This is a genomic window from Burkholderia sp. Leaf177 (genome assembly GCF_001424345.1).
Classification (GTDB): domain Bacteria; phylum Pseudomonadota; class Gammaproteobacteria; order Burkholderiales; family Burkholderiaceae; genus Caballeronia.
In genome coordinates, this window is record NZ_LMPF01000020.1 from 137,044 (window position 1) to 149,177 (window position 12,134).

Annotated in this window: 11 protein-coding genes; 8 read left to right on the plus strand and 3 right to left on the minus strand. The window is 58.8% G+C overall.

Annotated features, from left to right (window positions below):
• Nucleotides 1-29: 29 nt before the first annotated feature.
• The 3 genes from ASG35_RS14255 to ASG35_RS14265 form a co-directional block, all read right to left on the minus strand.
• On the minus strand, nt 30-857 hold the full coding sequence (locus tag ASG35_RS14255) for an enoyl-CoA hydratase/isomerase family protein (protein ID WP_056358201.1): 828 nt from the start codon (nt 855-857) through the stop codon (nt 30-32).
• A gap of 12 nt (nt 858-869) precedes the next feature.
• Complete coding sequence (locus tag ASG35_RS14260) at nt 870-2,051, minus strand: ABC transporter substrate-binding protein (protein ID WP_156393166.1); 1,182 nt, start codon at nt 2,049-2,051, stop codon at nt 870-872.
• 74 nt (nt 2,052-2,125) lie between these two features.
• A complete protein-coding gene (locus tag ASG35_RS14265; RefSeq protein ID WP_056358203.1) occupies nt 2,126-3,127 on the minus strand; it encodes a fumarylacetoacetate hydrolase family protein in 1,002 nt (333 codons plus the stop codon).
• Between the two features lie 105 nt (nt 3,128-3,232).
• Between ASG35_RS14265 and ASG35_RS14270 the strand changes: the two genes are divergently transcribed.
• From ASG35_RS14270 to metH, 8 genes are all read left to right on the plus strand, one after another.
• Complete coding sequence (locus ASG35_RS14270; protein WP_056358855.1) at nt 3,233-4,078, plus strand: IclR family transcriptional regulator; 846 nt, start codon at nt 3,233-3,235, stop codon at nt 4,076-4,078.
• Nucleotides 4,079-4,238: 160 nt separating this feature from the next.
• Complete coding sequence (locus tag ASG35_RS14275; RefSeq protein WP_056358208.1) at nt 4,239-5,447, plus strand: DUF3108 domain-containing protein; 1,209 nt, start codon at nt 4,239-4,241, stop codon at nt 5,445-5,447.
• A 102-nt stretch (nt 5,448-5,549) separates the two neighbouring features.
• Entirely contained in the window at nt 5,550-5,765 is a 216-nt protein-coding gene (locus tag ASG35_RS14280) for a hypothetical protein (protein ID WP_056358212.1), read from the plus strand.
• Nucleotides 5,766-6,029: 264 nt separating this feature from the next.
• Nucleotides 6,030-6,287, plus strand: a complete 258-nt coding sequence (locus ASG35_RS14285; RefSeq protein WP_056358215.1) for a BTH_I0359 family protein — start codon at nt 6,030-6,032, stop codon at nt 6,285-6,287.
• A gap of 179 nt (nt 6,288-6,466) precedes the next feature.
• Nucleotides 6,467-7,546, plus strand: coding sequence for a homocysteine S-methyltransferase family protein (locus tag ASG35_RS14290; protein WP_056358857.1), 1,080 nt, complete (start codon nt 6,467-6,469; stop codon nt 7,544-7,546).
• 38 nt (nt 7,547-7,584) lie between these two features.
• Nucleotides 7,585-8,688: an AAA family ATPase gene (locus ASG35_RS14295; RefSeq protein WP_056358219.1), complete on the plus strand. Its 1,104-nt coding sequence runs from the start codon at nt 7,585-7,587 to the stop codon at nt 8,686-8,688.
• A complete protein-coding gene (locus tag ASG35_RS14300) occupies nt 8,685-9,389 on the plus strand; it encodes a DUF4276 family protein (protein WP_056358222.1) in 705 nt (234 codons plus the stop codon). Before ASG35_RS14295 ends, ASG35_RS14300 begins: the two co-directional genes overlap by 4 nt.
• Before the next feature lie 9 nt (nt 9,390-9,398).
• Nucleotides 9,399-12,116: a methionine synthase gene (metH, locus tag ASG35_RS14305; protein WP_082508386.1), complete on the plus strand. Its 2,718-nt coding sequence runs from the start codon at nt 9,399-9,401 to the stop codon at nt 12,114-12,116.
• Nucleotides 12,117-12,134: the final 18 nt, after the last annotated feature.

Sequence of the window (12,134 nt, forward strand, 5' to 3'; positions counted from 1 at the left end):
TTGCTGCGGGAAATTTTGAGAAACATGAATCAGAACGGCGAGCCGCCCGGAAAGTCCGGCGCGCGTTTTTCGCGCAGCGACTTGATGCCTTCCTGCACATCGGGTCCGGCAAAACCCATGAATTCGAGCGCGAGGGAAGTATCGAAGGCGGGACCCGCCGATCGCAGCCAGTTGTTCAACGCATACTTGGTCCATCGGATGGCCGTTTGCGAACCGTGCGCCAGGCGATTCGCGACTTCGAACGCTTTTGGCAGCAACTCGCTTTCATCCACAGCGAGCGATACCAGCCCGATCCGCTCCGCCTCCTCGCCACTGACAGGTTCGCACAACAGCAGGTAATACTTCGCCTTCGCCATGCCGCACAACAGCGGCCACACGATCGCCGCGTGATCGCCGGCAGCGACGCCGAGCCGCGTATGACCGTCTATGATGCGCGCCGTTTTCGCCGCAACCGATATATCCGCGAGAAGCCCCGCGACCAGACCCGCGCCGACCGCCGGGCCGTGCATGGCGGACACAATCGGTTTGCTGCAATTGATCACGTTGTAGACAAGATCGCGCGCCTCGCGCCAGACGCGCGCGCGGACATCGAAGTCGGATGCCATCTGTTCAACCAGATGCAGGTCGCCGCCACCGGAAAACCCTTTCCCCTCGCCGCGAATCAGCGCCACGCGCGTGTCCGGATCACGATCTATATCACGCCAGATATCAGCGAGTTCGCGATGTGTATTCGCATCCGCCGTGGCGAGCCCGCTCTTGTTCGCGCCCGCGCCGTTCATGATGATTTCGAGCACGCCGTGATCGTGCCGGCGCAATTCCAGCGACGTGTAGCGCGCGTAAAGAGAAAGATCGCTCATGGTTTTAGTCTCTCAGCGCGGTTGATAAACCCATTTGCCGTTCTCGATTTCCGCGATCACGCGCGCCCGCTGATCCAGGCCGATGTGATCGTTCGCCGTCATGTTGACCTGGCCGTTTGTATCGGAGAAATTCTTCGTGTTTTCAAGCGCATCGCGCAGCGCGGTGCGAAATTCTGGCGTGCCCGGCGCGCCGGCTTTTATGGCGATGGGAACCGCCCGGTTCAGCAACATGCCCGCGTCCCACGCGTAGGACCCGAACGCCGACACCGTGCCCGCGCCGTACTTCGTTTCATAGAGCTTGATGTAGTCGAGCGCGAGACGTTTGGCCGGATGATCGTCGGGCAATTGCGACGCGACGAGAACCGGGCTTGTCGGCAAGAACGTGCCGTTGCAATCGGCGCCGCAAACGCGCAGGAAATCGCGATTTCCCGTGCCGTGGTTATGATAAATCGGGCCTTTGAAACCGCGTTCGCGCAAGGTCTTCGGCGGCAATGCGGCCGGCGTTCCCGCCGCGCCCACCACAACCGCGTCGGGCTTCGCCGCGAGGATCTTCAACACTTGTCCGGTCACGCTCGTGTCCGTGCGATTGAAGCGCTCGTTGGCGACCATCGTGATCTTGTGAAGCTGCGCGAACTTCGATACTTCCGCGTAGAACGTCTCCCCAAGCGCGTCGGCCTGGCCGATGAACGCCATCGTCTTCACGCCGTGATTGCTGGCATGTTCGGCAATGGCGGAAGCCATCATGGCGTCGGTTTGCGGCGTCTTGAAGACCCAGTGGCGCTTGGCATCGACGGGCTCGATGATCTTCGATGACGACGCAAGCGAGATCATGGGCGTCTTGCCATCGGCGACGACATCGATCATGGCGAGCGAATTCGGCGTGATCGACGACCCGATGATCGCGTCCACATGATCTTCGGAGATGAGCTTCTTCGTGGTCTGGACGGCTTGCGTGGTATCCGATGCATCGTCGAGAACGATGTAATCCACCGGACGTCCGCCCATTTCCTTCGGCAATAACGCGACCGTATCGCGCGCCGGAATGCCGAGCGACGCAGCCGGCCCCGTCAGCGACAACACCAGCCCGATCTTCACGTGCGGCGTCTGCGCCCAACCTGCTGCCGAAAGCGTGATCAATGCACTTGCCGCCGCCACACGCCTGAAAACCGCGCCCCATCCCCCGCCTGAATGCATTGAAATCTCCTTGTTATGGATAATTCGGCTAAGTGTAGGGCGGCGCGGCATGGCGGCGCATCGGGCGAAACCCGTTAGCGGGTAACGTTTTGCTCGTGCAAGGCGACCACCGATTGATCGATGGCGCCGAAGATCGACTTGCCGGCGTCATCGAACATTTCGATCTTGACGCTGTCGCCGAACTTCATGAACTCGGTCGCAGGCGCGCCATGCTCGATGGTCTCCAGGCAGCGCTTTTCCGCGATGCACGCATAGCCGCGCTTTGCGTCCTTGTTCGAGATCGTGCCGGAACCCACAATCGATCCCGCCCGCACGTTGCGCGTCTTGGCCGCGTGCGCAATCAGCTGGCCGAAGTCGAACACCATGTCCGTGCCGCAATCGGGCTGGCCGACTTTCTTGTTGTTCCAGTGAACGATCATCGGTCGGTGGACACGGCCTTCGCTCCATGCATCGCCGAGTTCGTCGGGCGTGACCGCAACCGGCGAGAACGCCGTGGCAGGTTTGCTCTGGAAAAAGCCGAAACCCTTGCCGAGTTCCGCGGGGATCAGGTTGCGCAACGAGACGTCGTTCACGAGCATCAGAAGGCGCACATGCTTGAGCGCGTCGGCGGGAGTGGCGGTCATCGGGACGTCGGTGGTGATCACGGCGACCTCGGCCTCGAAATCGATTCCATATGCCTCCGATGCACACACAATGTCGTCAGTCGGACCCAGCAAGTCGTCCGCGCCGCCTTGATACATCAGCGGGTCGGTCCAGAATTCGGGCGGCATTTCGGCCTTGCGCGCGCGCCGGACGAGTTCGACGTGATTCACGTACGCCGAGCCGTCGGCCCACTGGAACGCGCGCGGAAGCGGTGCCATGCAGGCTTTGGCATCGAACGAAAACGAATGGCGCGCGCGGCCCTGATTCAGGGCGTCGGACAAATCGAGCAATTGCGGCGCGTAGAAATTCCAGTCGTCCAGCGCGCGTTGCAGCGTTGGCACGATGGCATCGGCAATCGCCGCCGTCCGCAGATCGCGCGATACGACGACCAGTTGACCGTCGCGTGTCCCGTCCTTCAGCGTGGCAAGTTTCATAGAGCGTTTCGACGTTTAGTGACGATGGAAGGAATCTATTTTACGATGGTGAATCGCATTCAACCTCGTTTTTACCGGCCATCGTCAGCCGGAATCGATTTCTTCATGTCATCTTCAAGTCGTCCAGCATCGTTTGCCACGTTGGAACTGCCCGAATCCGATGTTGAGGACTCACCGGACCCCGCCGGGGAAAAGTCGCGTTCCGGCATCCAGTCGATCGAAGTCGGATTTCGCCTCCTCGACGTATTGACCAACGAACCGCGCGCCATGATGTTGCGCGATCTCGCCCAGCGCGCGGGCATGAGTCCGGCGAAGGCGCACCGGTATCTCGTGAGTTTCCTGCGGCTCGGCGCGGTATCGCAGGATCCGGTTTCGGGGCGCTACGAACTCGGCGGCTTTGCATTGCAGATGGGTTTGGCGCGGCTTGCCCGTGTAGATGGCGTGAAGCTCGCGCGCATCGCACTGAACAGTTTGCGCGATGAACTGGACCAGACGGTGGGCATTGCCGTGTGGGGCAATCAGGGACCGACGGTCGTGCACTGGATGGAATCGAGCCATCCGGCGAAGGCGTCGTTGAAGCTCGGCGATGTGATGCCGCTGTTGTCATCGGCGACCGGTTTGCTGTTTGCCGCGTGGCTGCCGCGCAGCAAGACGCAGGTCATGCTCGATCGCGAACTCGCTGCTACGCGCCGGACCATGGCTGACATAGAACCTCAACTCGCCGATATTCGCGCGCACCGCGCATCGCGTGTGGAAGGCATGTTGCTGCCAGGGATCCACGCGTTCTGCATGCCGGTATTCGATTCGACCGGCGACCTGGCGCTTGGGCTGATAGCGCTAGGTCATGAAGGAACATTCGATACCCGCTGGGGCGGTGACATCGATATCGCATTGCGCGGTTGCGCCAATCAGCTTTCCTACGAACTCGGATACAAACCGGGTGAACGATAAGATTTCAGCCATCGGGTTCGTTGACGCGCAGGGAACGTCGCGAGGTTTGCGCGAGTCACATTGCTCTAGTGCCTGCCAATACATCATGAGCACCATCAGCAACATGAAACTGTCCTTCCATGCGCGACTTTTACGTGCTCGAACGCTCTCGACCTAATTGATGCCGTTTTCCTTGTTTCGCCGCCGCCGCGCAGTATCCGGCGCATCGTCCGATGACTCATCCGCTGCTCCATCCTTCCGATGGACCTTGTGGCTGGCCGTGCTGCTTGCGGTTCTGGCTCTGCATTGGGTGGCGGGACGTTGGGTGGACAGGAGCCGGAATGTGTCGAATCCCGCGCCGCCTGAGCACGTTCCGGTACAGGTCGAATTGCTGACGCCCAAGCCGGTCGCGCAAGCACCGGCGACTGCCGCGCCGACGCCAGCGCCGAAACCCACGCCCGCGCCTCGCCTGGCTCCGCAACCGGCGCACGCCATCACGACCACGCAGCAAACGGCACAGACCGCACAGACCGCTGCGGTTGAGGCGGAAAAAGCCGAACAAGCCCAGCAAGCGGCTCAGGCCGCTCAAGCCGCAGCAAAAGCATCCAGCGATGCAGCCGCTGCCCAGGCAGCGTCGGCTGCAACTGCAAAAGCGGCCTCATCCGGCGATAAATTCGACGTCCCGCCCACTGGCGAGCTTCGCTACGACACGCTCATCAACGGCGTCATGAACCAGACCGGCACCATCCACTGGATCAATTCCGCGCAACACTACGAGATGGTTGTATCGATTCCTTTGCCTTTCGTTGGACCGTTCGTCTATTCCAGCAAGGGTCATATCGATGGCTTCGGCATCGCGCCCGAGCAATATTCCGAACAGCGCGGCCGTCGCGCGGCCGACATCACCGTCTTCGATCGCACCACGAAACAACTCGTCTATACGCGTACGCCGAACAGCCAGCCGCTCGCCGATGGTGCCCAGGATCGTTTTAGCGTCGTCATGCAACTTGCCAGCCTCGTACGCGGTTCGCCCGATACCTATAAACCCGGTGTGGTGCGTCAGTTCAGCGTTGCTGACAACGACAGCAACGAGATCTGGCCGATAGAAACCGTGGGCGACGAAAACGTCCAGGCCCGCGATGGCAACGTCCAGGCGCGCCATTTCACACGCTTGGCGAGACGCGATGGCGATCGGCGCCGTCTCGATATCTGGCTTGCGCCGTCGATTGGATGGTTGCCGGTCCGGATCGTGCAAACCGAGCCCAACGGCTTGCAGATGGAACTGATTTGGCGCGGCAAACTTCAGCCGCCGACGCCCGCGACGGGTGCGGGCACGGCGGATGCGTCGCCAGAAGCGACACCCGGCGCGCCCGAGCCCGACAAGCCCTGACCGGCGGCGTGTTGCATGCAACGGCAAAGCATGCAAGGCGCGTTAAAGATTGCTACGGAAACAACCGTTAAAAAGGTATTCGAATAGCTTCGGGCGCGTGGGTTGCGTGACAAGAACATCGGCAGATTTATCGATATGAGCGGCATAGCGAACGTGCGGCAAAACAGCACGTTAGGTATCGTGATCAAAACGGTACAAAGTGTTCTGACAAAGCAGCACGGAAAGCGCATCCTGAAGTGGCATGAACGTTGGCTGGATGGTTGCTGGAACGTCAACGACAAAGGCGCCCGGCACGTTGTTATAGTGAATGCAGGTTGATTGACCGTAGGCGTAGTCTGAAGTGGCGGTGAATTCAGTTCCTGATGCAAAATTTGAAATACTTGATGCGGCACATCTGTCCCCGGTAGAAGAAACACTGCGTTTCGTGGCTCTTCTGGAAACATTTTTGCGGGAGAATGTCTAACAAAGGTCCTCGATGGGCTTTCGGAATCAACGTCGAGGCCACCCCTTGAATTCCAACCCAAACGCTCAATGTAAGACGCAGAAACGCCTTACGGGCAAACAGGAATAAGGAGTGTCGCCATGCAGATGATTTACAACAGCCCCAACTATTGCGTAGTCGAATTCCCGCCGCAGGACAATCATCTCGCGATGAAAGCCGGCGGTTACGAGATCGTGGACAAGACCATGCAACGCGAAATTTTTATCGATGGCGCCCTTGCGGCACGATTCCGCGAACATGTTCAAAAATTGATGCAGGAAGAACAATCGCTTGAAGATGTCGATGAGTTTCTCGGCCAATTCGACATACTGATGAACCAGCCGGTAATTCTTCATTAACCGTAGCAATCCCGGCTGAGCAGTAAGAACACCCGCGACACCCTTAAAAAACCCCGTCACGAAAGTGGCGGGGTTTTTTGTTCTTTGCGGCATTGTGCAGAAGTGCCGTCAAAAAGCGTTTGTGCCTTACTACAGATACAATGTTGGGCTATTTAAGCCTGTTTGGAGCCATGTCCGTCATGAATCCGTCCCTCGCCCCGAAATCCGCCGCCGAACGCCGCCCGTACACGCGCGGCGCCGTTTTGCCTGCCCTTTTGCAGCAGCGCATTCTCATCCTAGACGGCGCAATGGGAACCATGATCCAGCGTTACAAGCTCGACGAAGCGGCGTATCGGGGAGCACGGTTCGCGGACTATGACCGCGATATCAAAGGCAATAACGAGTTGTTATCGATTACGCAGCCGCATGTGATTCGCGAGATCCACGATAAATATCTTGCGGCGGGCGCTGACATTATCGAAACGAACACGTTTGGCGCGACGACCGTGGCACAGGCCGATTACGGCATGGAATCGATCGCGGACGAAATGAACGCGCAATCCGCGAAGCTTGCGCGTGAAGCGTGCGATGCATTTTCGACGCCGGACAAGCCGCGTTTTGTCGCGGGCGCTATTGGACCGACGCCCAAGACCGCGAGCATTTCACCGGACGTGAACGATCCAGCCGCGCGCAATGTCACCTTCGACGAACTGCGCGACGCGTATTACGCGCAAGCCAAGGCGTTGATGGACGCAGGCTGCGACCTGTTCCTAGTTGAGACCATCTTTGACACGTTGAACGCGAAGGCCGCGCTTTTCGCGCTCGATCAGTTGTTCGAAGATACGGGCGAATTGTTGCCCATCATGATTTCGGGCACGGTGACGGACGCATCCGGCCGGATCTTGTCGGGCCAGACGGTCGAGGCGTTCTGGAACTCGCTGCGTCACGCGCGGCCTTTGACGTTTGGTCTGAACTGCGCGTTGGGCGCGGCGCTGATGAGGCCGTACATCGCGGAACTGGCGAAGCTTTGCGATACGTATGTGTCGTGTTATCCCAACGCGGGTTTGCCCAACCCCATGAGCGATACCGGCTTCGATGAAACGCCGGATGTCACGTCGAATTTGCTGAAGGAATTCGCGCAGGCTGGACTGGTGAATCTGGCCGGCGGCTGCTGCGGGACGACGCCGGAACATATCGCGGAAATCGCGAAGGCGCTCGCCGATGTGAAGCCGAGGCAATGGCCGTCGCATTATCGTGAAGATGAGGCAGAGACGGTTTGAAGCTTTGTTTTCCACGCGTTTCCTACTGGAACTGATCAATGGCCGCCGTCAAGAAACTGACGATCACAGGATACAAATCAATACGTGAATTGCGCGACTTCGAGTTGCGCAATTTGAACGTGTTGATTGGGGCCAATGGCGCGGGGAAATCGAACTTTATTAGCTTCTTCCGGATGCTGGCAGAGATTGTTGGAAAGCGATTTCAGCTGTTCGTAGCGGTCCAGGGGGGGCCCGATGCGTTGCTGCATTTTTCGCGGCAGGCAACGCAGGAAATCTACGCAGAATTAGCAGGCGAAGACGACTCATATTATTTTCAGCTAGTCCCGACAAACGATAACCGTCTGGTTTTTGAGGACGAGGGGCTTTGGAACAGAATTGACCGACCGCTAGGGAAATACGACGCCTCTGGACAAGAAGAAGGCTTTGTCGGACCGAATGCAGAAACAGGGTTTGGAGAACGCGGTGGCCGCTACACTTCGTCCGTACGCCTAGGTATGGATCGTTGGCGCGTGTATCACTTCCACGACACCGGCGCCACGGCCAAGGTAAAACAACTTCACGCTCCCTTCGACACATTGCGTCTGCAAGTCGATGGGGGAAACCTTGCTGCCTATCTTGGCATGCTGCGAACGTCCCATCCCGACAGTTACAGCATGATCGTGGACACGATCAGACTCGTCGCCCCGTTTTTCGACGATTTCGTCCCGGTGCGCGAAGAAAGCAAGCAGATTCAGCTTGAATGGCTGGAAACAGGCAAGCCTGACGTGGTGTTCAACGCCCACGCGCTATCCGACGGAACGCTTCGTTTCATCTGCTTGAGCACGCTTTTAATGCAGCCGTGGGACTTGATGCCGGACACGATTCTTATCGATGAACCGGAACTGGGCCTTCACCCCTATGCAATCAACATACTCGCCGACCTGTTGAAGCGCGCGGCCGAACGCAAGCAAGTTATCGTCTCCACGCAATCTGTGGAACTGATGAATTTGATGGAGCCTGAAGATGTCGTCGTCGTGGATCGGAAAGACGGCGCATCTACATTTCGACGACTCGATTCAGAGCAACTCAAAGGTTGGCTCGAAGATTATTCGCTCGGTGAACTCTGGAATCAGAATGTGCTGGGCGGGAGACCATCGCGATGACGCTTTTGTTTATTGTCGGCGAGGGCCAGACCGAAGAGGCTTTTGTGAAATCCGTGCTGGCGCCCGTCCTGCGTTTATCCAACATCATTGCGAAGCCCTTGCTCATCGAAACGTCGCGCGGACATCGCGGTGGCGGACTCAGTCTCGACCGCACAAGACGCGCCGTCCGAAACGTGCTGCTGGAGCATAAAGATGCATACGTAAGCACGATGTTCGACCTCTACGCGCTCGACAAGTCTTTTGCAGGTGTCAACGAATCTGTCGGCATGGCACCGCCAAACCGTGCTTCGCATATCGAGCGTTTGCTGCACGCGGACATTGTCGCGCGCGTCGGATGCCGGCCGGAGCGTTTCATCGCGCATGTCCAGCCTCACGAATTCGAGTCGTTGTTGTTCTCGGACATTGGCAAACTTTGCGATGCAGAACCGGAGTGGGACAAACATCGCGCGGCGCTGGCAAAAGTTCGCGCCGAAGTAACAAATCCGGAATGCATCAATGATTCTCCGCAGACCGCGCCATCCAAACGTCTTGAGATTCTTCGTCCGCGCTATAGAAAAACAACGCACGGCCCGGCAAGCGCAATAAGAATCACGCTCGATAAAATCCGCGAACAGTGCCCGCATTTCCGGCAGTGGTTTGAACGACTGCTGCAAATTGGCGCGCAGCCACTGGCCGTCCGAATCCCAGAATCCATAAGCTAAAGCCCAGCCATGACCGATCACACCATGCGCCTTTCCGGCCTCGAGCCGTTCAACGTCACCGACGGTTCGCTCTTCATCAACGTGGGCGAGCGGACCAACGTGACGGGATCGAAGGCGTTCTCACGCATGATCCTCAACAACCAGTTCGACGAGGCGCTCGCCGTCGCGCGGCAGCAGGTTGAGAACGGCGCGCAGATCATCGATATCAACATGGACGAAGCCATGCTCGATTCGAAGGCGGCCATGGTGCGGTTCCTGAACCTGATCGCGTCGGAACCGGACATTTCGCGCGTGCCGATCATGATCGACTCATCGAAATGGGACGTGATCGAAGCCGGTCTCAAATGCGTGCAGGGCAAGGCGATCGTGAACTCGATCTCGCTGAAAGAAGGCGAGGACGCGTTCCGCCATCACGCCACGCTGATCCGCCGATACGGCGCCGCCGCCGTCGTCATGGCCTTCGACGAAGACGGCCAGGCGGACACGTTCGAACGCAAGACGCAAATCTGCAAGCGTTCGTACGATTTCCTCGTGAACGAAGTCGGTTTCCCGCCGGAAGACATCATCTTCGATCCGAACATTTTCGCGATCGCGACGGGCATCGAGGAACACAACAACTACGCCGTCGATTTCATCAATGCCACGCGCTGGATAAAGGAGAACCTGCCGTTCGCCAAGATCAGCGGCGGCGTGTCGAACGTGTCGTTCTCGTTTCGCGGCAACGATCCGGTGCGCGAAGCCATCCATACCGTGTTCCTGTATCACGCGATTCAGGCGGGCATGGACATGGGTATCGTCAACGCGGGGCAGCTCGGCGTGTACGCGGATCTCGATCCCGAACTGCGCGAACGCGTGGAAGACGTGGTGCTGAATCGCCGGGAAGACGGCACGGATCGTCTGCTTGAAATCGCCGATAAATTCAAGACCGGCGCCGCGAAGAAAGAAGAGAACCTGGAATGGCGCAATCAGGACGTCGATAAACGCCTCGCTCACGCGCTCGTTCACGGCATCACGAATTTCATCGTGGAAGATACGGAGGAAGTCCGTCAGCGCATTGAAGCCGCGGGCGGACGGCCGATCAACGTGATCGAAGGGCCGCTGATGGACGGCATGAATATCGTCGGCGACCTGTTCGGCGCGGGCAAGATGTTCCTGCCGCAAGTGGTCAAGTCGGCGCGCGTGATGAAGCAGGCGGTCGCGCATTTGATCCCGTACATCGAGGAAGAAAAGAAGCGCATGGCCGATGCCGGCGAGGACGTGCGGCCGAAGGGCAAGATCGTGATCGCGACCGTGAAGGGCGACGTGCACGACATTGGCAAGAACATCGTTTCAGTCGTGCTCCAGTGCAACAACTTCGAAGTGGTCAACATGGGCGTGATGGTGCCGTGCGCGACCATCTTGGCGAAGGCCAAAGAGGAAGGCGCGGACATCATCGGCTTGTCGGGGCTGATTACGCCGAGCCTTGAAGAGATGGCTTACGTTGCGTCGGAAATGCAGCGCGACGACTATTTCCGCGGCAAGCAAACGCCGCTGCTGATTGGCGGCGCCACGACTTCGCGCGTGCATACGGCCGTCAAAATCGCGCCGCATTACGATGGCCCCGTGGTTTATGTGCCGGATGCATCGCGGTCGGTATCGGTGGCGTCGAGCCTGCTTTCGGATGACGGCGCGACCAAATATCTGACCGATCTGAAGACGGACTACGAACGCATTCGCACGCAGCACGCGAACCGCAAGGCCACGCCAATGGTGACCTACGCCGAGGCGCGCGCGAACAAGACGAAGATCGACTGGACGCGTTACGAGCCGAAAAAACCGACGTTTATCGGGCGGCGCGTGTTCAAGAATTACGATCTGGCGGAGCTGGCGAACTACATCGACTGGGCGCCGTTTTTCCAGACCTGGGATCTCGCCGGTCCGTATCCGGCGATTCTCAATGACGAGATCGTGGGTGAATCGGCGCGGCGTGTTTTCTCCGATGGCAAGTCCATGCTCTCGCGCATCATTCAGGGCCGCTGGCTGCAGGCGAACGGCGTGGTGATGCTGCTGCCGGCAAACACGGTGAATGACGACGACATAGAAATCTATACCGACGATACCCGCACGCAAGTCGCCATGACGTGGCGCAACCTGCGCCAGCAAACGGTGCGTCCGATCGTGGACGGCGTGCAGCGCGCGAACCGGTCGCTGGCGGATTTCATTGCGCCGAAGGAGTCGGGCGTGGCGGATTACATCGGCATGTTCGCGGTGACGGCGGGGCTTGGCGTCGAGAAAAAGGAAAAGCAGTTCGAAGCCGATAACGACGACTACAGCGCGATCATGCTCAAGGCGCTGGCCGATCGCTTCGCCGAAGCCTTCGCCGAAGCGCTGCACGCGCGGGTGCGTCGCGAATTGTGGGGTTATGCGGCTGGCGAAACGCTCGATAACACCGCGATGATCGAAGAGAAGTATCGCGGGATTCGTCCGGCGCCGGGTTATCCGGCGTGCCCGGATCATCTGGTCAAGCAGGACATGTTCGACGTTCTGCAAGCCAACGAGATCGGCATGACGGTGACCGAGTCGCTTGCCATGTTGCCGGCGGCGAGCGTGTCGGGTTTTTACATCGCGCATCCGGAAAGTACGTACTTTTCGGTCGGGAAGATCGCCGACGATCAGGTGGAAAGTTTCGCGCAGCGCATGGCTTTATCGAAGAACGATGCCGAGCGCGCGCTCGCACCGTTGCTCTAGGCTGATACCGGGAATCAC

What these genes read in the sequence shown, in the direction of transcription:
- ASG35_RS14255 (WP_056358201.1), bottom strand. Translation starts at nt 857, where the DNA reads ATGAGCGATCTTTCTCTTTACGCGCGCTACACGTCGCTGGAATTGCGC.
- ASG35_RS14260 (WP_156393166.1), bottom strand. Translation starts at nt 2,051, where the DNA reads ATGCATTCAGGCGGGGGATGGGGCGCGGTTTTCAGGCGTGTGGCGGCG.
- ASG35_RS14265 (WP_056358203.1), bottom strand. Translation starts at nt 3,127, where the DNA reads ATGAAACTTGCCACGCTGAAGGACGGGACACGCGACGGTCAACTGGTC.
- ASG35_RS14270 (WP_056358855.1), top strand. Translation starts at nt 3,233, where the DNA reads ATGTCATCTTCAAGTCGTCCAGCATCGTTTGCCACGTTGGAACTGCCC.
- ASG35_RS14275 (WP_056358208.1), top strand. Translation starts at nt 4,239, where the DNA reads ATGCCGTTTTCCTTGTTTCGCCGCCGCCGCGCAGTATCCGGCGCATCG.
- ASG35_RS14285 (WP_056358215.1), top strand. Translation starts at nt 6,030, where the DNA reads ATGCAGATGATTTACAACAGCCCCAACTATTGCGTAGTCGAATTCCCG.
- ASG35_RS14290 (WP_056358857.1), top strand. Translation starts at nt 6,467, where the DNA reads ATGAATCCGTCCCTCGCCCCGAAATCCGCCGCCGAACGCCGCCCGTAC.
- ASG35_RS14295 (WP_056358219.1), top strand. Translation starts at nt 7,585, where the DNA reads ATGGCCGCCGTCAAGAAACTGACGATCACAGGATACAAATCAATACGT.
- ASG35_RS14300 (WP_056358222.1), top strand. Translation starts at nt 8,685, where the DNA reads ATGACGCTTTTGTTTATTGTCGGCGAGGGCCAGACCGAAGAGGCTTTT.
- metH (WP_082508386.1), top strand. Translation starts at nt 9,399, where the DNA reads ATGACCGATCACACCATGCGCCTTTCCGGCCTCGAGCCGTTCAACGTC.